Origin of the sequence: Aeromonas sp. MdU4, from assembly GCF_041929505.1 — a bacterium.
Taxonomy (GTDB): domain Bacteria; phylum Pseudomonadota; class Gammaproteobacteria; order Enterobacterales; family Aeromonadaceae; genus Aeromonas.
In genome coordinates this window covers 171,082-190,932 of record NZ_JBHFMW010000024.1, presented here as the reverse complement: position 1 = coordinate 190,932, position 19,851 = coordinate 171,082, and the positions used below count along the sequence as shown (strand labels likewise).

Annotated in this window: 17 protein-coding genes; 8 read left to right on the top strand and 9 right to left on the bottom strand. The window is 58.0% G+C overall.

Annotation, left to right across the window (positions count from 1 at the left end):
* Positions 1-189: 189 nt before the first annotated feature.
* Both ACE1BR_RS14425 and ACE1BR_RS14420 read left to right on the top strand, forming a co-directional pair.
* Positions 190-1,218 carry a tyrosine-type recombinase/integrase gene (locus ACE1BR_RS14425; RefSeq protein ID WP_374871396.1) on the top strand — a complete coding sequence of 343 codons (1,029 nt, stop codon included), beginning with the start codon at positions 190-192 and terminating at the stop codon, positions 1,216-1,218.
* A gap of 173 nt (positions 1,219-1,391) precedes the next feature.
* Positions 1,392-1,664, top strand: coding sequence for a RepB family protein (locus ACE1BR_RS14420; RefSeq protein ID WP_374871741.1), 273 nt, complete (start codon positions 1,392-1,394; stop codon positions 1,662-1,664).
* 226 nt (positions 1,665-1,890) lie between these two features.
* On the opposite strand, the gene rsmF is transcribed toward ACE1BR_RS14420, so the two are convergent.
* From rsmF to ACE1BR_RS14400, 4 genes are all read right to left on the bottom strand, one after another.
* Positions 1,891-3,327, bottom strand: coding sequence for a 16S rRNA (cytosine(1407)-C(5))-methyltransferase RsmF (gene rsmF, locus ACE1BR_RS14415; protein ID WP_374871394.1), 1,437 nt, complete (start codon positions 3,325-3,327; stop codon positions 1,891-1,893).
* A gap of 135 nt (positions 3,328-3,462) precedes the next feature.
* On the bottom strand, positions 3,463-6,015 hold the full coding sequence (locus ACE1BR_RS14410; RefSeq protein WP_374871392.1) for an MlaD family protein: 2,553 nt from the start codon (positions 6,013-6,015) through the stop codon (positions 3,463-3,465).
* Between the two features lie 58 nt (positions 6,016-6,073).
* Positions 6,074-6,676, bottom strand: coding sequence for a paraquat-inducible protein A (locus ACE1BR_RS14405; protein ID WP_374871390.1), 603 nt, complete (start codon positions 6,674-6,676; stop codon positions 6,074-6,076).
* Positions 6,660-7,286 carry a paraquat-inducible protein A gene (locus tag ACE1BR_RS14400; RefSeq protein WP_374871388.1) on the bottom strand — a complete coding sequence of 209 codons (627 nt, stop codon included), beginning with the start codon at positions 7,284-7,286 and terminating at the stop codon, positions 6,660-6,662. Before ACE1BR_RS14400 ends, ACE1BR_RS14405 begins: the two co-directional genes overlap by 17 nt.
* A 147-nt stretch (positions 7,287-7,433) precedes the next feature.
* On the opposite strand from ACE1BR_RS14400, the gene prpB reads away from it, so the two are divergent.
* Genes prpB through ACE1BR_RS14385 form a run of 3 tightly spaced genes read left to right on the top strand, consistent with a single transcriptional unit; the run spans position 7,434 to position 10,915 of the window.
* Complete coding sequence (gene prpB / locus ACE1BR_RS14395) at positions 7,434-8,321, top strand: methylisocitrate lyase (protein ID WP_374871386.1); 888 nt, start codon at positions 7,434-7,436, stop codon at positions 8,319-8,321.
* 10 nt (positions 8,322-8,331) lie between these two features.
* On the top strand, positions 8,332-9,459 hold the full coding sequence (gene prpC / locus ACE1BR_RS14390; RefSeq protein ID WP_374871384.1) for a 2-methylcitrate synthase: 1,128 nt from the start codon (positions 8,332-8,334) through the stop codon (positions 9,457-9,459).
* A gap of 10 nt (positions 9,460-9,469) precedes the next feature.
* Positions 9,470-10,915, top strand: coding sequence for a bifunctional 2-methylcitrate dehydratase/aconitate hydratase (locus ACE1BR_RS14385; RefSeq protein WP_374871382.1), 1,446 nt, complete (start codon positions 9,470-9,472; stop codon positions 10,913-10,915).
* A 254-nt stretch (positions 10,916-11,169) separates the two neighbouring features.
* Here the strand turns inward: ACE1BR_RS14385 and ACE1BR_RS14380 are convergent, their stop codons facing one another.
* Complete coding sequence (locus tag ACE1BR_RS14380; protein ID WP_374871380.1) at positions 11,170-11,898, bottom strand: hypothetical protein; 729 nt, start codon at positions 11,896-11,898, stop codon at positions 11,170-11,172.
* 259 nt (positions 11,899-12,157) lie between these two features.
* On the opposite strand from ACE1BR_RS14380, the gene ACE1BR_RS14375 reads away from it, so the two are divergent.
* The gene (locus ACE1BR_RS14375) at positions 12,158-12,493 is read left to right on the top strand and encodes a polyhydroxyalkanoic acid system family protein (RefSeq protein ID WP_374871378.1); all 336 of its coding nucleotides are present in this window, start codon (positions 12,158-12,160) and stop codon (positions 12,491-12,493) included.
* Positions 12,494-12,750: 257 nt separating this feature from the next.
* Positions 12,751-14,184: a wax ester/triacylglycerol synthase family O-acyltransferase gene (locus ACE1BR_RS14370; RefSeq protein ID WP_374871376.1), complete on the top strand. Its 1,434-nt coding sequence runs from the start codon at positions 12,751-12,753 to the stop codon at positions 14,182-14,184.
* 106 nt (positions 14,185-14,290) lie between these two features.
* On the opposite strand, the gene ACE1BR_RS14365 is transcribed toward ACE1BR_RS14370, so the two are convergent.
* The 4 genes from ACE1BR_RS14365 to ACE1BR_RS14350 all read right to left on the bottom strand — a co-directional run bounded on the left by ACE1BR_RS14365 (position 14,291) and on the right by ACE1BR_RS14350 (position 17,599).
* Entirely contained in the window at positions 14,291-15,079 is a 789-nt protein-coding gene (locus ACE1BR_RS14365; RefSeq protein WP_374871374.1) for a hypothetical protein, read from the bottom strand.
* Positions 15,080-15,104: 25 nt separating this feature from the next.
* Positions 15,105-15,746, bottom strand: coding sequence for a TetR/AcrR family transcriptional regulator (locus ACE1BR_RS14360; RefSeq protein WP_374871372.1), 642 nt, complete (start codon positions 15,744-15,746; stop codon positions 15,105-15,107).
* Position 15,747: 1 nt separating this feature from the next.
* Positions 15,748-16,935: a patatin-like phospholipase family protein gene (locus ACE1BR_RS14355; protein ID WP_374871370.1), complete on the bottom strand. Its 1,188-nt coding sequence runs from the start codon at positions 16,933-16,935 to the stop codon at positions 15,748-15,750.
* Between the two features lie 91 nt (positions 16,936-17,026).
* Entirely contained in the window at positions 17,027-17,599 is a 573-nt protein-coding gene (locus tag ACE1BR_RS14350; RefSeq protein WP_374871368.1) for a phasin family protein, read from the bottom strand.
* A 247-nt stretch (positions 17,600-17,846) separates the two neighbouring features.
* Here ACE1BR_RS14350 and ACE1BR_RS14345 point away from each other — a divergent pair, with 247 nt between their 5' ends.
* A complete protein-coding gene (locus ACE1BR_RS14345) occupies positions 17,847-19,820 on the top strand; it encodes an SDR family oxidoreductase (RefSeq protein WP_374871366.1) in 1,974 nt (657 codons plus the stop codon).
* Positions 19,821-19,851 lie beyond the last annotated feature (31 nt).

The window sequence follows — 19,851 nt, the reverse complement described above, 5'->3', positions numbered from 1 at the left end:
CTCTCACCAAACCAGTCATCATTCCTGCAAAGCTGGGTTGAATGATATTCCGATGTGTCGTTTATCCACGGTGGTCAAAGGGTATTAAAACAGGATGCTATAAGTATCGATAATATTCATTATCGATACTTGATGTATGAAAAGGATCCTGTAAGATCCACTCAAACTCCATAAGAATCATAGTGTTCCGTGGCATATCCAACCTTTTCCAATCCAGCTCATCAGTCGCTGCAGACTGTTTTCGATGCCCAACTAAATAGTCGGGCACGCCGCTTTTTGCGCAGTGCAAAAGCCGACTCCACCCTCAATGCCTATCAGGCGGATACCCGAATTTTTGTATTCTGGTGCCAGCTGCACAGGCTGGATCCACTGCAAACGACCCATCACGACATCATGAACTTTCTGGCAGATCAGGCCGATGGCATATTGGCCGACTGGGTATGGCTGGATAAAGAAGAGGGGAAGGGTGAGTTGCGTGACGGCGAACCGCGAAAACCAGCAACCCTTGTGAGACGTCTGGCGGGGATCCGTTATGCATTCAAGCAAAAAGGGATTCATCCCATGCCCACCGAACATCCCGAAATCAAGGAGATGATGCGCGGTATTGTCAGGTTGGGGGATAACCGCAAACGCAAAACCGGCGCCCTGACTTTGCAGCCATTGACCCAGGTGCTCGATGGCATCGACACCGGTGATTTGGCAGGTTTACGCGATCACACTCTGCTGCTTCTGATGTTCAGTGGCGCCTTGCGCCGCTCTGAAGCGGCCCGAATTGAGGTGTGCGATCTTGATTTTGTGGGGCAGGGGATCCGCCTTCGCCTCAAACCGAGCAAACATCAGCTGCATGAAACCGAGATCGCCCTGATCCCGGGCAAGCACTATTGCCCTGTGTCGGCACTGCAAAACTGGTTGCGCAAAAGCCGGATCAGCGAGGGGCCATTGTTTCGGCGGATGAATCGCTGGGGTCAACTGATGGCCGAACCGCTCGGCCCTCAGGGCATTAACCTGATGATCAAGCGGCGAACCGGTCAGACCATCGACGATCTCTACGTCAGTGGCCATAGCCTGCGACGTGGATTTATCACCTCGGCAGTCACTGCCGGCAAGCCGATGAACAAAATCATCGAGGTGACGCGCCACAAGGATATGCGCACCTTGCAGGAGTATTTCGATGACGCCCACAAATTCTCCGATCATGCACTCGATGGCTTGCTTTAATATCACTGCGCCACTGAGGTATTTATGTTAAATGATATCTTGTTGATCTGATGATATATTTGTCGCACAGCCAACAGCCCAAGGTGGAAGGGTCATCTTCCAATGGATAATGGCATGTGATGAGAGATAACAAATCCGGAAATGGAACATCGCAAGAGCATATGAACCAGGAAATGACAGTGCGTGAAGAGCAAGAGGCGGCCCCCCAAAACAATGCCGAACGACAGCGCCAACATGTAAAACGCAAGCAGGAGACCCATACCCGGTTGCAATGCTGGATCAGCAATCGCCATGCCGAGCGATTGGCCGTACTGGGTCTCCATCTCGAAGACAGTCAGGCATCACTGATAGAGCAGGCGATCGATCTGCTCTATCAACATGAGCTGGGTAGGGAACCCCTGTTTGAAAACACCAAGGCCACCCAAGTCGAAGAGATTGTGGAATAGTGCTGGCAGTGAAGAAACAGCCATTGGATAAGAGATAAAAAAAGCCAGGTACGAATTCCTTGTACCTGGCATAGGGGAATTGGCTCCTTGCAGAGCCGTGCGCTAACTGGTGTTCGGATTGCCTTAAGCTTAGACAAGGCTCAAGGCTTTTCAAGATCCGAAGAAAAGTTCAACCAGAGTGTGGGTATTTCAGACTCGTTCAAGTGCTAATACACCGAACAGCCCGCTATACATTGAACAGATTATTGTCACGCACCAGCTCGCGGGGGAGGGCATTCTTGACCCGACTGCCGACCCATTTCCCCATGCCCAGAGTATGCCCCTGATAGCGGACGATCACCTCGCCAACGCCAACGCCAGCATCCTGCTCTGGCCAGACATCCCGCCCCATCATGAATTCCCGTGCATTGGCGCTATCCAGTTCGACAATGCCCTTGCTCGCTTTATCGCCATAGGCCAGCGCCCACTCATGGGTGAGGCGATAGCCTTTCTTGAACGTCTCGGCCAACTTGATGCCTATGCGATCGAAACGCAGCTTGCCTTGTACTTGCTCAAACAGCTGGGGGAAGAGCCAGATCTCGTCATTGCGACCAAACAGTTGCCCCAGCGGCGCCACCCCGAAGTTGGCTTCAATCTCGCGCAACATGGGCTCAGCCTCTTTGGCCGGAAGCTGCGCAAAGGGGAATTTACCCAGCTTGCCCGGTTTGAACATGGTGTTGGGAACCGAGTGATGCTTGCGCAATCTGGCGACGAAAAAACCCTCACTGTCGAAGATTTGGGGCCAAACGTGCAGGTATCCTTCAGGTGTGCAAGCTTGCTCTGCATGGGGGAACAGATCAGCCAGCGAGTCAAAGCTCAAGGCATCGCCAAACTTGTCCAGCAAGGATTGGCAAACCGCCTGATTCTCCTGCTGGCTCAAGGTGCAGGTGGAATAGACCAGTACGCCACCCGGTTTCAGGGCATGGAAGGCACTCTCCAGCAACCCTTGCTGCACCGCCGCAATCTCATCGATGCTCTCGATGCTCCAGTTGCGCAGGGCATCTTCATCCTTGCGTACCGTCCCTTCGCCAGAGCAGGGGGCGTCGAGCAGAATGGCGTCGAATGTCTCCGGCAACCACTGACCAAACACCTTGGCATCAAAATGGGTCATGCCCACATTGGTCACGCCGCAACGCTGGATATTGGCGCTCAGCACTTTTAACCGGCTGCTGGAAAACTCGTTGGCAACCAGCATCCCCTGGTTGTTCATCAGGGCGGCGATCTGGGTAGTCTTGGAGCCGGGGGCGGCGGCGGCATCCAGCAACATGCCGTCCGCTTTGATCTTGTCGCTGGCAAAGAGCGCCGTCACCGGCAGCATGGAGCTCGCTTCCTGAATATAGAAAAGCCCGCTCAAATGCTCGGCGGTATTGCCCAGAGGCACTGTTTCATCGCTGCGGGTCAGCCAGAAGCCGGTGTCACACCAGGGTACCGGGTCGAGCAGCCAACCCAGTGGTTGCATCAGGGCAACAAAGTCGGAGACGGCGATCTTCAAGGTATTGACCCGAATACTGCGCCGCAGCGGACGCCGACAACTGGCCACAAATTCATCCATCGAGAGATGGGTCGGCATGATGGCCGCAATGTGACGTAAAAAGTAATCGGGAAGGAAGGTGTTGTCGTGCACGGCGCCGTCTCGTTGACCGAAAATAAGGGGCGATATCCTACCACAAAGCCAGGAATATGCTGAACCTGATGAGCGCCGTAAAATAACAAGCCCGACACAGGGCCGGGCTTGAATGAGATACGCGAAGGGGAGGGATCAGGGCTGGATGCGCGGGCTCCACTCCTGCCACTCTTTCTCGGCTTTGCCGTAGAGTGGATAGCTGTGGCCCGCCTTGACGGTCGGCCCCATCTCCTTCTCCGGCGTATTGAAGGCAATACCGCCAGCTAGCAGGCTCTGTACGGTTTCCACTTCAATAGTGCCGCCGGTCAGGCCGATATCTGCTTTGACCCCGGAGACATTCCAGAAACGCGAGTTGGTCCGCACCAGATGGGCATACTCCTGCTCTACGCTCACATCGATCACTACTTCGCTACCATCGCGGGCCAACGCCACCTTGGTGACACTGCCAACGACCATCTTGCGAAACAGCAAGGGGCTACCAACCGAGAGGCCATTGACCGACGGGCTCTTGAGCGTCAACGCTAAACCAACCGGCCCGCTCTGGCTCAGGGGGAAGCGATCTTTGCCAGCGCCTTTACCAGGCTGGGCTTCGACGAATGCCCCCTTGATCAGGGTATCGAGATGAGCGACACCGCCCAGTCCCAACTTGGCTTGCACCAGAGTAAAACGGGCACCGGATTGCAGGAAACGTTCGGCGTAATGCCCATCGAGTTCAGCCTTGAAGATCACCTGACCCAAAGAGGGCTCCAGCTCAATCTGCTCAATCTTGCCGATATCGACCCCGCGATAACGGATTGGGCTGCCAACCCCGAGCCCCGGGTTGCTCTCTGCCACCAGTGACAGTTGGCGCACCTTGGCCTTGGCTTGCTCTTTGCTATCAAACAGCTGATGGCTGCTGCGGCCATTGGCCAGCCTGTCGAACTCGATAGCCCCGCGCAGCAAGGTCGCCAAATTGCCAACCTTGACTTTGACACCGTCGACCCCGACCCGGGTATCGAGGGCGGCTTTCTTCCAGAACTGTGGCTGCTGGGCGAGGAGGGGGGCATACACGCCATCAATTTCGAGCTCGATTTCGACCCCCTCTTTGACGGCGCGCAACTGCTTGACCTTGCCCGCTTCCAGCCCGAGATAGAGCACCGGTGAGCCAATGCCGATGCCATCTGCCTGATCCGCGGTGAGCAACCAGCGCTGGGGCTTGGCATCCCGAGTGCCGAGAAGAGCCAGCTCCTGACTCGGGTAGAGACGGTTGACTCGCTCGCCGCTGCTCGCCTGTACCAACTTGATGCCGCCGCTTAACCAGGCACTGGCCGGACTGGCTTCCACCTTGATACCGCTCAGATCGGCATCGATCTGCAGTGGTGCTGCGCGATAGAAGCGGGCGCGGTTGAGCAGATGGCCATAGTTAGGCGCCATCACCAACTCGACACTGGCATTGCCCCGTGCATCCAGGATCAACTGGCTGATGCGACCCACTTGCAATCCTTTGTACCAGACCGGTGCATCCTGATTCAGCCCGGCCAGATCGTCGGCCTGCAGCGTCACTTTGGTGCCACTCTGGGGGGCACGATCAGTCAGGGTCATCTTCTGTGCCGGTTTGCCTGCCACATAGTCGAGGCGAATGGCAGGGCCAGCCAACAGACGATCAGCATGTTTGACGCCGGTCGGGGAGAGGGAGACGCTCTCCCACACCAGCTGGCTCTTGTCGGTGATGCGATAGGCCTGCTCCGGATTGATCAGCGCCGTGACCATCCGCCCCTTGTCGGTGAGACGAATGGGATCGATACGACCAATCTCGATCCCCTCATAGAGGATGGGCATCCCCTCTTTGACCGGGAGATCGCCAGCCACAATATCGATACGCTCACCGCGTGCTGCTTCCGCCAACCCTTTGTAGAGGACGAAAGTCTGTCCCTTCTCGGGCTCCGGCGAAGCTTTGGGCGAGTCAAAGGCGATGCCACCGCTCAGGATGGAGGTGAGGCTGCCGGCCTCAACGCTGACGCCAGCCAGACTGAAAGAGCCCTTGATACCGCTGATGTTCCAGAAACGGGTATCCGCTTTGACCAGGTGTTCAAACCGCGGCTCAATGACCAGATCCAGAATGACGTTCTGGTTGTCCTGGCCCAGACGGGTATTAATAACGCTACCAACTTCGATACCACGAAAATAGAGCTTGGCGCCAATCCCTATCGAGCCCAGTGAATCGGCGGTCAGGTGCAGCATCCGCCCTTGAGCCTGATAGCCGGGGGGAGGGCCCTCCAACGCATCGAAGGTCTCTTCCAGCGGGTTGCTTTCACGCCCCGGCTGCAGGTTGATGTAGTTGCCGGAGACCAGGGTATCGAGACCGGATATCTCGGTCAGCGACGCCTTGGGGCTCACCAGCCAGAAATCGGAGCCTTTGCGGATCAACGGCCGGGCACGGCTGTCAATTTTGGCCATCACCGCAATCTTGCGGCCATCCTCGGCCAGCTCCAGCTCCTGCACCACCCCGACGGCCACCCCCTGATAACGGATCTGGGTTTTGCCCGGCAAGATGCCGTTGCCCTGAGCAAAGTTGATCTGGATAAGCTGGCCACGACTCAATACCTGCTGATAGAGAAAACCACCTGCCAACAGCAGGGCTATCAAAGGCAACAGCCAGACCGGCGATAACCAGCGGCGCTTTTCAATGACGGGTTCAGCCCCGATCATACCGACTCCTTATTTGGCTGGGTTAACCAGCACATCACACACAGAAATAGAGAACAGCTCAACGGGCCGCTTTGTCCCACAGTAAACGGGTATCAAGCATCCGGGCTGACATCATGGTCAACACCACCACACCGGCAAAAGCGGTGGCACCCGGTCCTGCACGGACACTCAGCATGACGCCGCGATCGACCAGCGCCACCATCAGCGAGATGACGAACAGATCCAGCATCGACCAGCGGCCAATAAAATCGATCACTCGATACATCAAGAGTTGCCGCTTGCGCCGCACCGGTTTGCTCCGTTGCAACTGCCAGCAGATCCAGCCCAGCCCCAATATTTTGCCCACCGGCACCACGATACTGGCGGTGAGCACAATGGTGGCAATTCCGCCCATCTTGCTGCGATAGAGAGTCATGATACCGCTGAAGATGGTATCTGACTGCAGCAGCCCCTTGTTATAGAAGTGGGTGATGGGCAGCAGGTTGGCAGGCAGCAACATAAAGGTGGCCAGCGCCAGCAGACCCCATGACCAGGCAAGTGAGTGGGGGATCCGTACCTGCAGCTTGCTGCCACAGCGCGGGCAGACCTTGCCTGCCTGATAGCGCACCAGCAGGCCACAGGTATGGCAACCGCAGAGCCCCATTTCACGGGCGCTGGTCATCGCCTTCCTCCTTGAGCGGTATCCGATCCCAATAGGGCGCCGGATCAAACAGGACCAGCAAACTCATGTTGAGCAGCATCAGAATGCCGAGGCTGAGCAGCCCGCCACCCAGCCTGACATCGGCAATATCGATCAATTTGAACAGGGCAACCAGCAGGCTGACGATATAGACCTCCAGCATGGCCCAGTGGCGAAACACCTCCACCACTTTCAAGGTGGGTGCAAGGATGTGCATGCGTTTGGCCAGGCCAGATGCCAGCGCAAAGATCCCTGCCAGCAATCCTACCGGCGCCAACACGGCGCACCAGAGCACCAGCGCAGCAACCCAGAACTCGCCCTCATCAAGCAGCACAAAAATCCCGTGCAACAAGTTGGCATCGGAGTTGACCCCCGCCAGGCGCAGATAGATCAGCGGTTCAAAAAAGGCAGAGGGGAGCAGCAAGAATCCGGTGATGGTCAGTGCCATCAGCTGGGAGGGACGAAAGGCATAACGGCCATAGAGATGCTGGTGACAGCGGGGACAATGGGCATGGCGACGCAGCGGCAGTGCCTTGCGCTGGATCAGCAAGTCACACGCCGGGCAGACGATCACGGAACTGGGCTCCATCATACAATTCAACCTGTTGAAGGAATTGGTGAAATTTACCCTAAAACCGTTTCCCTGTCTTGCCTGCTGCCTGAATGTTACGAAAGTATAATTGACGTTAACGTAAACGTGATATTAGATAGCCAGACTAGACAGGTGAAAGGAGTCATGATGTCCAGTTTGTCCCCCTCGGCGGGCCTGCGCTTTCGCACCGCCCTAGCCAATGAACGGCCCCTGCAGATCGTCGGTACCATCAATGCCTATATGGCGCTGATGGCTGAACGCAGCGGCTTTCAAGCCCTCTACCTCTCCGGCGCCGGGGTGGCCAACGCCTCCTATGGCTTGCCGGATCTCGGCATGACCTCCCTCAACGACGTGCTGATCGATGCCGAGCGGATCACCGCGGCCACCCGGGTGCCGCTGCTGGTCGATATCGATACCGGCTGGGGTGGGGCATTCAATATCGCCCGCACCATTCGTGCGTTCGAACGGGCCGGGGTTGCCGCCGTCCATATGGAAGATCAGGTGGCCCAGAAGCGCTGCGGTCACCGCCCCAACAAGGCGGTGGTCACGCTTGAGGAGATGTGCGATCGGATCAAGGCAGCAGTGGATGCCCGCGAGAATAGCGAGTTCGTCATCATGGCTCGCACCGATGCGCTGGCAGTGGAGGGGATGGAGTCAGCACTTGAGCGTGCCGCCGCCTATGTGGCTGCCGGTGCCGACATGATCTTCGCCGAGGCGGTGACCGAGCTGGCTCAGTACGACCAGTTCAAGCAGGTGGCCGGAGTGCCCATTCTTGCCAACATGACCGAGTTCGGCAAAACCGAGCTGTTTGACAAGGAGTTGCTCGCAGCCCACGGCGTCGACATGGTGCTCTACCCCTTGAGTGCCAACCGGGCTGCCAATCAGGCTGCCCTCAACGTCTATCACCATATTCGCCAGGATGGCCATCAGCGCGCCGTCGTGGAGACCATGCAAACCCGGGAGTCGCTCTACGACTTTCTCGGCTATCACCACTACGAGCAGACACTGGATCGTCTGTTTTCAGCCAAGGAATAGGAGGCAGCTTATGGGACAACAGAAACCGTTGGGCGGGGCAGGTCTGCGCGGTCAAAGCGCAGGGGAGACCAGTATCTGTACCGTGGGCAAGAGCGGCACCGGTCTCACCTATCGCGGCTACGACATCAAGGAGCTGGCCGATAGCGCCCAGTTCGAGGAGGTCGCCTATCTGCTGCTCAAGGGGGAGCTGCCCGGTGAGCAACAGCTTGATGCGTACAAGCGCGAACTGCGTCGCCTGCGCGCCTTGCCCCAGCCGCTGCTGGAGGTACTGGAACGCATTCCCGCCGATGCCCACCCGATGGATGTGCTGCGCACCGGTTGCTCCATGCTCGGCGATCTGGAGCCGGAAGATGGTTTCGAGCATGAGCATGAAGTGGCGGATCGGCTGCTGGCCGCCTTCCCGGGCATTCTGATCTACTGGTACAAGTTCAGTCACGAAGGGGTGCGCATCGCCCTTGATACCGACGAGGAGTGTATCGGCGGTCACTTTCTGGCACTGCTGCACCAGAAGGCGCCGAGTGAACTGGAACGGCGGGTGATGCACGTCTCGCTCATTCTCTACGCCGAGCATGAGTTCAACGCCTCCACCTTTGCCGCGCGAGTCTGCGCCTCAACCCTTTCCGACATGTTCTCCTGCATCACCGCCGCCATCGGCACCCTGCGCGGCCCGCTGCACGGCGGCGCCAACGAGGCGGCCATGGCGATGATCGAGCCCTGGCAAGATGAGGCGCAGGCAAGGCGCGAACTGCTGGCGAAACTGGCGGCCAAGGATAAAGTGATGGGCTTTGGTCACGCCATCTACCGCACCTCGGATCCGCGCAACGTCATCATCAAGGAGTGGTCGGCCAAGCTAGCCGCAGCGGTGGGTGATGATCGCCTCTATCGCGTCTCCTGCGAGGCAGAGAAGGTGATGTGGGAGGAGAAAGAGCTCTTTCCCAACGCCGACTTTTTCCACGCCAGCGCCTATCACTACATGGGGATCCCGACCAAGCTGTTCACCCCTATCTTCGTTTGCTCGCGGGTCACCGGCTGGTGCGCCCACGTGATGGAGCAGCGCGAACACAACCGGATTATCCGTCCGAGCGCCGATTATGTCGGCCCGGCACCCCGTCACTTTGTCTCTCTACAACAACGATAAGGAAGTCACGATGTCCGCCAACGTCGACGTCAACCACAGACCCGAGCCCGATCAGGTGCTGGTCGATATTGCCGATTATGTCTGCAACCACCCCATTGTCAGTCAGGCGGCCCTCGATACCGCCCGCTACTGCCTGATGGATACGCTAGGCTGTGGCCTCTTGGCCCTGCGCTTCCCCGAGTGTACCAAGCATCTTGGCCCCATCGTCCCCGGCACCCTCGTACCTCATGGCGCCCGGGTGCCCGGTACCCAACTCTGCCTAGACCCGGTCAAGGCAGCCTGGGACATCGGCGCCATCATCCGCTGGCTCGATTACAACGACACCTGGCTGGCCGCCGAGTGGGGCCATCCTTCGGACAATCTGGGCGGCATTCTCGCCACTGCCGATTGGCTCTCCCGAACTCGCGTGGCCGAGGGCAAGGCGCCGCTCACCATGGCAGATGTGCTGGTGGCCATGGTCAAAGCCCACGAGATCCAGGGGGTGCTGGCGCTGGAGAACTCCTTCAACCGGGTCGGCCTCGATCATGTGGTGCTGGTCAAGGTTGCCAGCACCGCTGTGGTAACTCATATGCTGGGGGGAACCCGCGATCAGGTAATCGATGCGGTATCCCAGGCCTGGGTTGATGGCCAGAGCCTGCGTACTTACCGTCATGCCCCCAATGCGGGGTCGCGCAAGAGCTGGGCGGCGGGGGATGCCACCTCTCGCGCAGTGCGCCTCGCCCTTATCACCATGAGCGGCGAGATGGGCTATCCCGGTGTGCTGAGTGCGCCCAAGTGGGGTTTCTACGACGTGCTGTTCAAGGGCAACCAGTTCGCCCTGCATCAGGGGTACGGCAGCTATGTGATGGAGAACGTGCTGTTCAAGATCTCCTATCCCGCCGAGTTCCATGCCCAGACCGCGGTGGAGTGCGCCATGAAGCTGCATGGTCAGGTGAAGGGGCGACTGGACGAGATCGATCGCATCGAGCTCACCACCCATGAGTCGGCCATTCGCATCATCAGCAAGGTCGGCGCCCTCAACAACCCCGCTGACAGAGATCACTGTCTGCAGTACATGGTGGCGGTGCCGCTGATCTTCGGTCGCCTGATCGCCGAGGATTACGAGGACGACGTCGCCGCCGATCCCCGCATCGACGGGTTGCGCGACAAGATGGTGGTGCAGGAGGACAAGCGCTACAGCCGCGAATATCTGGAGGCGGACAAGCGCTCCATTGCCAACGCCATTCAGATCTTCTTCAAGGATGGCACTCACACTGCCAAGGTCGAGGTGGAGTATCCGGTCGGCCATCGTCGCCGGCGGGAGGAGGGGATCCCGCTGTTGGTAGAAAAATTCCAGCACAATCTGGCGACCCGCTTCCCGGCCAAACGGGTCAGCGACATCCTTGCCCTCTGTCAGGATGGGCCGCGCCTTGCCGCCACCCCGGTGCACGCCTTTATGGATCTGCTGGTGATCTGATCGATATCTATTGGTGAACAGCGATAAACGAAAAGCGGGCCCATCGGCCCGCTTTGTCATCTGGCAACCTCGTTATCTGACAACCGCTTGCGCGCTCTCACAATGTCCTTGCTGCCTGTTACGGAAGATCGGACATCGGTATTGGGTGAGAATCAGCCCTGATGAAACATGGGGCTCATCATTAACTGTTTCACTGGCGCAACAGTTGCCTATTTCAAACCGATTTATTTGCAACAATCTGTGCGGCCACTGTCTTAAGCCAGCACGCTACTATCGCCGTTAAAGAGCGCCGTCATGATCGCCGTCTCGCGACCGGCAATGGTCTCGAGAAACTCGTTGGCACGTCCCATCTGGTGACACACCTGATAGCCCCGCTCGACAAAAGAGAAGAGCTCGCCCAAGCCCGCCAGATGTGCCGGACCAGAAACCAGTTTGAGGGTTGCGCCCAACAGCGGTTTTCTCGCCAACCGGTCCAGCGTCATGCCAAGCTCACTGACCAGCACAATCTGATGCGCACGGCGATCCTGTTCGCCGACGGCGCGGTAGGCAATGGTGTAGTGCTCGGCGGTAATGGGGTTAAGCCCGCCAATACGGCGCAGCGCCACCACCATCAGGTAATCGAGCTCTTCGGATAGGGCATCAAGCTCGATCGCCTGCGCCAGCACCTTGAGACCAGACTCCGGCAGCAGTCGCTCGGCGGTCGGCATCACCCGCATCACGTCCGCATCGCGACGGGCACAATCCCCCGGGCCATAGAGATCGGTCAGGAAAAACTCGGCGGCGGGACCGTAGCGGTCGCTCTCCAGCAGATCGCGATGGGTGCGCCCCAGTCGGTCGGCCTGCCACTGGCGTAACCGGTCACGATCTTGCTGATCTTCGGGGTGAGCACGCATCTGTTCGCGCAAGGCGGCGACCCGCTTGAGCTGGCGGTAGAGCCGTCCCAGGGTGCTATCGTCATCGTGGCCGTGGTCTTGATGCGTCATCTACAGCTCTCTGGCCTCGGGCCCATTGATTGGAATGTGGTGATAAAGCGATACAAGTGAATGAAAAACAAGCAGCTTTTGCTGTCAATTCGATGATTAGTGTAGCGCGCAAGGGGGAGGGAATAAATAACGTGAGCCATTCACAGGGTTCATTGCGGTCGACTCTGTTAAGTGAGTCCCATTTATGTGAACGCCCCTTTCACTTGTTGTGAACATGTGTTTAATATCAATAAATATCTTATGACTCAGAGTATCTTCCATGTTCTTTTATGACTCGCTCGCTGGCAGCAGCGCACTCTCCACCATTCAGATCAGCCGTCAGCATCCATTGGGACTGGCCGCCGCACGACTCGCTGCCGAGGCCATCGCCCAGGACATGAGCGAAAGCTATCAGCTCGACTGTGAATGGGCAGATGACGAGGAGACCGAGCTGCGGTTTCGTGGCTCAGGGGTACATGGTTCACTCACGCTGGACGAAGATACCCTGGAACTGAAAGTCCATCTTGGCTTGATGCTGTTACCGGTACGCAGCGTACTGGAACAGGAGATCCTCGATTATGTAGAAAATCGGTTGCCTTGCCCCAAACGTGTTTGAAACTATCGGCCATCCCGGCATTTAATAACCTGTTGCCGCAAGATGTCTGTTTTAAATAATTTGGTGGCACATCCTGTTTGCCATATTGATATATGAACAATGTCCAAATCGGATATTTACTGTTTCTGTTGTTTTTCTTTTTCATAATTTCGCGGCGGTCGCCACCATTTGGATGTTTATCACCAAGATCCGGATTCTGATATTGAGAGCATCGGTGATTGGCCGCCGCGGTAAATGCATTTTGTAGGGAAACACGCATGCCACTGAATGAATTTATCTCCTGCGTCGATACCGCCTGGTTACGCATGGACAGACCCAATAATCTGATGCAGATCATCGGCGTCCTGATGTTTGAAGGGGAGCTTGATGAAGCGCGGTTACGGGCCGGATTACGCCACACCATCTCGGTACAACCCCGCTTCCACCAGCGGGCTGTACTGGAAGGCGGCTCCTACTACTGGCGCCATGACCCCGATTTCGATCTCGATCAGCACCTCAAGCGGGTGATCCTGCCGGGCAAGGCGGGCAAGATTGAACTGGAGAAGCTGGTGGCCGATCTCGCCTCGACGCCGCTCAACCACCAGCGTCCCCTGTGGGACATGCACCTGACCGACACCACTCTGGGCGGGCAAGCGCTGGTGGTGCGGATCCACCACGCCATGGGCGACGGCTTCTCGCTGGTGCGGGCCATGCTCACCATGATGGATAACAGTCCCGAAGGATCGCCCCGTCCACCATCGCCAGAACCGCTGCTCGATGGCGATGACGAGGAGGAGGACGACAGTCATCACGGCAGCAGCCGTCTGGTGCGGGCCGGTCTCAAGCTGACCGGCACCCTCTGGTCAAAATATGTGGAAGTGGTCACCCATCCCACCAAAGCGGTGGATTACCTCAAAACCGGACGGGATGTGGCGAGCGAACTGTGCAATATCGCCACCCTCGGTGATGATTCACCCTGCCGCTTGCGGGGCAAGACCGCCAGCACCAAACGGGTTGCCTGGTCGGAGCAAATAGCCCTGCCGGATATCAAGGCGGTGGGCAAGGTGCTCGGCTGCTCGGTCAACGATCTGCTGATCGCCGCCACCGCAGGGGCATTTCGTCACTACCTGCAGGAGAAGGGGGACGATGCCAACAAAGTGGAGATCCGCGCCCTGGTGCCGGTCAATATGCGTGCGCCGGATGATGATGGAGCGCTCGGCAACCGCTTCGGGCTGGTGGCCCTGGATCTGCCCATCGATGTCGAACATCCACTGCAACGGCTCTATACCGTACGTGACCGGATGCAGGCGCTGCGTACTTCGCTACAACCCGTGGTGGTGCTCAACCTGTTGCACGCCCTTGGCATGTCCCCCAAAGCAGTACAGCAGCAAGCCGTCGAGCTGCTCTCGGCCAAGGCCAGTGCGGTGATCACCAATGTGCCGGGCCCGCAACAGACCCTCTATCTGGCCGGAGCAAAACTGCGTCAACCGCTGTTTTGGGTGCCGCAGGCGGGGGATATCGGCGTTGGCGTCTCCATCCTCTCTTACGATCACAAGGTGCAGCTGGGCCTTATCACCGACAAGAAGCTGGTGCCGGATCCCGATCTGGTGGTGGCACGTTTTGCCGTGGAGTTCGAACAACTGTTGCTGTTGGTGCTGATGGAGCCTGCGCTGCTCTACGATCCCAGCGAGCTGGATGCACTGCTCGGTTGAGTGAACCGATTGGGTGATAACAACCGGGAGCGATAAACGAAGGAGGCCAACCCCAAGGTTGGCCTCCTGCTTTTAACGGTGTGAGCAGATCAATGGAGGACGGAGATCACTCCTCCAGCTCCTCGCGCGCCGCCTCCACATCGAGACGCTCCATGGCATCCATCGGTTCACACGCGGCCGCTTCGGCATAAAGGGCTTCCGCCGCTTTCAGGCGGCTCTTGCCGTGCAGCATCACCTGAGCATTGGCGTACTCCATACGGGCGATGGCGGAGTCGGGGATCAGGGCCAATGCCTCTTTGAAGTGACGCTCGGACTCCTCTTTCTTGGCGCCATAAGTCAGGCCGCCAATCATGGCGCCCAGCTTGTCGATGATCTCGGCATGCCAGGCCCCGAAAGCGATATGGGCTTCGGCATGATCCGGTTCCAGCGCCAGCGCCTTCTCCAGGCTGGCCTTGATCTTGTCACCGACCCCTTGCGAGAGCGCCTTGGAGACGGAGATAACCTGGCTGTAGCGGCCAAGGGCCAGGGCATGGAAATACCAGGCGTTGGCATTGTCCGGCTGGCGTTTTTGCAGCTTCTCGGCATGGCTGGCCGCCCGCTCGAAGGCAGCACGCTTGGCATACTTGTCCTCAAGCAGGTAGCTGGCGTGGATCACCAGCGCCTTGTTCGCCACGTTAAGACCCGCTTCACCCGCATCCTCACCCAACGCAACGGCTTGGGCAAAATCCCCGGCGTGATAGGCCCGCCAGGCATCCTGTACCTGCTCATCCTCTGGCCAGGGCTCGGCATCCCCCTGATGGAGACGTTCCCAGTGATCCGCCAGCTTCTCGCCTGAGTAGTCATAAGCCGCATCGGCGTAAGGGAAGGGGACAAATTCGAGTTGTGAAGTGCTCATGCATATTCTCCCTGTTGCATGTGAATCAAACCTTGTCGGTATAGTGATGGGCGAGGGCGCCCAGATGAGCGCGGGCATCTGCCCGCAAATAGGGTGCGACCAGCTGCATCACCTGAAAGACGCCGAGGGCGATATCGGCATCCGCCTTGGGGTGCAGTGCTCGCTGATAAGAGATCCAAAATGTGCCCACCAGCGCCACATTGGCCGCCAGCGTGTGCATCTGTTGTGCCGTGCCCTCCATCAGCCCGACTGTTTGCAGGTGGTGGCAAATGGCGAAAGCAGTCTGCTCCTTGCGGCGCAGCAGGACGGAAAAACGTTGCTCCACCTGATGATAACCACTCATCAGGGTCGCGATATCGTAGTAGAGGAAACGGTACTGCCAGATGGTCTCAAACATCAGATGGAGGAAGAGCCAGATATCTTCCGCTTCATCGGAAGGGGTACTGACCGCATCCAGCAGGCGCTCCATCTGCTGTTCAAATTCGCCGAACAGGGCGTTGACGATCTCCTCCTTGTTGTGGAAGTGGTAGTAGAGATTGCCCTGGCTTATCTCCATCTCGGCCGCAATGGCCGAGGTAGTGATGCTGGGTTCCCCTTGCCGATTGAAGCAGGCGAGGGCTGTGGTCAGGATCCGCTCCCGGGTACGGCGTTTGGGTTTGCGATCCATGCTACTCCTTTGTGGGTGAACGACGTATGCCGTGGCGATAACGCTTGGCAAACCAGTGTTGCAGTTGTTCCAGCGACTTGTCGAGGGCGGCGACCGAGCCACTGCTGGGCGCCAACAGGGTGCGCTCCTCATCTGCCAGCGAGGCCAGATTGAGCTCCAAACCATGCTTGGCCAGCACGGGGGCCAGTTCGTCACGCCGTTGCCAGAGATCCCGGCGGGTATGCTGGTAGGCATGCTCACAGAGGCGGCGGCGATCCCGATAGCTGAACACATTGGTGAAGAACATTTCGCCGTCGGCGGAAGAGGGTTCAAACAGCAGGGCGTCGGCCTCGGGATATTGATGTTTGTAGCGATCCATCCCGACATGCATCCGTGAATGGATGATGGCGCGAAAGGTTTGGGCCAGCACGACCGGCAAACCGCTATCCACCAGATTGGTCGGCTCTCCTGCCGCCATGCCTGCATCGAACGGTACCAGCGGATTGATGCAGAACACCAGATCCGCCCCCTCTTGCAGCGCCACCGAGGCGTGCAACGTCTTGATCAGTGCCCCATCCACATAGTAACGGCCATTGATCAGCGAAGGAGGAAAGAGGCCGGGCAACGCCGCCGAGGCCTGCACCGCCGCCGAGATGGGCACGTCATCCAGACCGGGGCTGCCAAATGCAACCGGATGACCGGTGTCGAGTTCGGTGGCCACCACAAACAGGCGACTGCGCAGCTGACGAAAATCGTTGCTGCGGCCGGGACGAGAGAAGAATTGGGTCAGGGTGCGATCCACCCCGCGATTGTCAAACAGCCCGGTCGGGATCGCCTTGGAGAGCCCCTGCAGCGATTCAAACAAGCTGCGCTTCCAGGGGGCCGCCAGATAGTAAGTCAGGCTCTGCCACGCCAGCGGTGGAATGGAGGTCAGGCGGTCGGCATATTCCCGAAACGCGGGGCGCAGCAGGGTGGCGGGATCAAACATCTCGCCCGCATCATCGCTGAGCAGGATCCGCACCAGTTTGGCCGGGGAGATACCATTGGCCAGTGCCGAGGCAACTACGGCCCCCGAGCTCACCCCAACATAGATGTCGGCATGGTCAAGGCGCAGACCACTGATGCTGTCGGAGAGGGCTGCGCAGGCACCGATCTCGTAGATGCCGCCGAGCGGCCCACCGCCAGCAAGAGCAATTGCGATCGTACTCATAGCACCTCCCTATCCATGACACTCTCCATGACAAGACCGGCCCAGCGAGGGGCGTGGGCCGGTATCAATCACCTTCCGTCACCACGAGGGATCAGGGAAGTACGCTTTCCGCTTTGGCCTTCACCTCTTTCACTGCGTCTTCAGCAGCGGAGAGAAGATCGGCGGCCTGCTCAACGACGGCCTCCTTGGCTTTGGCGATCGGCTCCTTTTTTACCGGCGGCTTCCTGGCTGCGGGCTTTTTGGCGGCAGCCGGTTTGGCTTCGGCAGCAGGGGCTTCTTCTTCCTGCGCATCCAGCAGTTGCTGAACCACGTCGGTCAGTTCGGCCATGCGTTTGGAGAGCTTGTCGATATCCTTGCGGGTCGGAATGCCGAGGCTGGCAACGGCGCGGGCGACGCGATCTTCAAACACTTGCTCCAGACGGCCCCAGGTATTGGCAGTCTTGTCGGTCACTGCGGCAATCTTTTCGTCTGCGCTCTGACGGGTTTTAGCCTGCAGGGCTTCCCCTTCCTGTACCAGTGCTTCAAAAATCTTGCCGCCCTCTTCCTGTGCCTTGGCATAGGCACCCAGACCCGCCAGCCAAATCTGCTGGGTGGACTCTTTGATGGTGGAGGTGAGTTGGTTGTCGGTCACTGAACTCGCCAGTGCTTTGAGTTTTTTAGCCATGATCTTCTCCTTGAATAACGACAGTTAAACGTAATGGCGACAACAACAACGGCAATCCGGTTGTGGCATTACTGATTTTTCAACTCCAGTCTAGGGACAAAAAATAGAGGGTTCTACCTAATAACGAAATAGCTAAGTGGCTGAAATCTGGGTTGGCTCACGAACCGACAATTGAATTGAAGATTTCCATATGAAGCGTGATATATCTAACGGCAAGTAACAGCCAAATCAGTAACGGAACAATGACATGAACTATTTCATCACAGGCGGAAGCGGTTTTATCGGGCGCAGATTGATCAAAAAGTTGCTGGAAACCGCACCCGACAACCGGGTCTTTTTTTTGATGCGATCCGCTCATCAGGATAAATTGCCGGATCTGTTTTCCTTCTGGAATGTGGATGAGCAAAGAGCCATCCCGATATTCGGTGATATGACGCTGCCATTGCTGGGCGTATCCGTTGCCGAACAGGAACAACTCGCTGGCCATATCGATCACTTTTTCCATCTCGCGGCGATCTACGATCTCAACGCCAAAGCCGGGGTCCAGCAGCAGGTCAACATCGAAGGCACCCGTCAGGCCGTACAGCTCGCCGAGCGGTTGGGGGCCCACCAGTTCCACCATTGCAGCTCCATCGCTGCTGCAGGCCTGTTTGACGGTCTGTTTCGGGAAGACATGTTCGACGAAGCCGAACACCTCGACATGCCCTATTTCCAGACCAAACATGAAGCCGAAGGGATCGTGCGCAACGAATGCACCGTTCCGTGGCGCATCTACCGGCCGGGTATTGTCGTAGGAGACGCCAATACCGGTGAGATGGACAAGGTCGATGGCCCTTACTACTTCTTCAAAACCATTCAGAAATTGCGTCGTCTGTTGCCGCCCTGGATGCCGGCCATCGGGGTGGAAGGAGGCCGCATCAATATTGTGCCGGTCAACTTTGTGGTCGATGCCATGGCTCATATTGCCCATCAGGATGGGGAGGAGAACAAGACCTTCCACCTGACTGACCCTAACCCGATGCGGGTCGGCGATATGCTCAGCACCTTCTCGCGCGCAGCTCATGCTCCTGAACCGGCGATCCGCATCAATGCCTCCCTGTTCAACTTCATTCCCCGCCATTTGACGGCGATGCTGATGACCATGGCACCGGTACGCCGCATTCGCGATGCTGCCATCGCTGACCTGGGGCTACCCAAGGATATTTTCCGCCTGATCAGCTATCCCACCCGTTTTGACAACCGGGAAACCCAGCGCCTGCTAAAAGGGACGGGGATCGAAGTACCGCCGCTGCACAGCTACGCCTGGCGGTTGTGGGACTACTGGGAGCGCCATCTCGACCCCGAGCTCTTTATCGACCGCACCCTGCGCGGGCGGGTCGAGGGCAAAGTCGTGCTGGTGACCGGTGCCACTTCGGGTATTGGTCGTGCCACCGCGCGCAAGCTGGCGGGAGCGGGGGCCATCGTCGTGACCATCGCTCGCGATGAACAGAAGATTGCCGAGACTAAAGCTGAGTTTGCCGAGCTGGGACTGACCATCGAGATCTATCAGGGGGATCTCGCCAATCTGGCGCAGGCCGAGGAGATCACCGCTCGCATCGTGGCCGATCACGGCGGCGTCGATATTCTGGTCAACAATGCAGGCCGCTCGATCCGCCGCTCCATTGAAGACTCTTTCGAGCGCTTCCACGATCTGGAGCGCACTATGCAGCTCAACTACTTCGGTGCGCTCAAGGTGATCATGGGGGTACTGCCCACCATGATTGAGAAGAAAACAGGGCACATCATCAATATCTCCTCCATCGGGGTGTTGACCAATGCGCCGCGCTTCTCCGCCTATGTCGCCTCCAAGTCGGCACTCGATGCCTGGGTACGTACCGCCGCTTCGGAGTTTGCCGACAAGGGTGTCAGCTTCTCCATCATCAACATGCCGCTGGTGAAAACACCGATGGTCGCGCCAACCAAAGTCTATGAGCAGGTGCCGATGATGACGCCGGAAGAGGCTACCGATCTGGTGTGCGATACCATCATCAACAAGCATGTACGGCTGGCGACCCGTCTCGGGGTGTTCGGCCAAGTGGTCCATGCGCTGGCACCACGCGTCGCCCAGGTGATCATGAATACCAGTTTCCGCACCTTTGCCGATCCCAAGGATGGCGATAAGTCCAAGGCAACTGCCGATCAGGTCGCCGTCTCTACCCTGATCAAGGGCATCCACTTCTAACCGGATGATGCGCTAAAAAATGAACAAGGGC

Bases quoted from the DNA above. Each gene is read 5' to 3' on its own strand.
- ACE1BR_RS14420 (WP_374871741.1), top strand. From the start codon at position 1,392: ATGACAGTGCGTGAAGAGCAAGAGGCGGCCCCCCAAAACAATGCCGAA.
- ACE1BR_RS14410 (WP_374871392.1), bottom strand. From the start codon at position 6,015: ATGATCGGGGCTGAACCCGTCATTGAAAAGCGCCGCTGGTTATCGCCG.
- ACE1BR_RS14405 (WP_374871390.1), bottom strand. From the start codon at position 6,676: ATGACCAGCGCCCGTGAAATGGGGCTCTGCGGTTGCCATACCTGTGGC.
- ACE1BR_RS14400 (WP_374871388.1), bottom strand. From the start codon at position 7,286: ATGATGGAGCCCAGTTCCGTGATCGTCTGCCCGGCGTGTGACTTGCTG.
- prpB (WP_374871386.1), top strand. From the start codon at position 7,434: ATGTCCAGTTTGTCCCCCTCGGCGGGCCTGCGCTTTCGCACCGCCCTA.
- prpC (WP_374871384.1), top strand. From the start codon at position 8,332: ATGGGACAACAGAAACCGTTGGGCGGGGCAGGTCTGCGCGGTCAAAGC.
- ACE1BR_RS14385 (WP_374871382.1), top strand. From the start codon at position 9,470: ATGTCCGCCAACGTCGACGTCAACCACAGACCCGAGCCCGATCAGGTG.
- ACE1BR_RS14380 (WP_374871380.1), bottom strand. From the start codon at position 11,898: ATGACGCATCAAGACCACGGCCACGATGACGATAGCACCCTGGGACGG.
- ACE1BR_RS14375 (WP_374871378.1), top strand. From the start codon at position 12,158: ATGTTCTTTTATGACTCGCTCGCTGGCAGCAGCGCACTCTCCACCATT.
- ACE1BR_RS14370 (WP_374871376.1), top strand. From the start codon at position 12,751: ATGCCACTGAATGAATTTATCTCCTGCGTCGATACCGCCTGGTTACGC.
- ACE1BR_RS14365 (WP_374871374.1), bottom strand. From the start codon at position 15,079: ATGAGCACTTCACAACTCGAATTTGTCCCCTTCCCTTACGCCGATGCG.
- ACE1BR_RS14360 (WP_374871372.1), bottom strand. From the start codon at position 15,746: ATGGATCGCAAACCCAAACGCCGTACCCGGGAGCGGATCCTGACCACA.
- ACE1BR_RS14355 (WP_374871370.1), bottom strand. From the start codon at position 16,935: ATGAGTACGATCGCAATTGCTCTTGCTGGCGGTGGGCCGCTCGGCGGC.
- ACE1BR_RS14350 (WP_374871368.1), bottom strand. From the start codon at position 17,599: ATGGCTAAAAAACTCAAAGCACTGGCGAGTTCAGTGACCGACAACCAA.
- ACE1BR_RS14345 (WP_374871366.1), top strand. From the start codon at position 17,847: ATGAACTATTTCATCACAGGCGGAAGCGGTTTTATCGGGCGCAGATTG.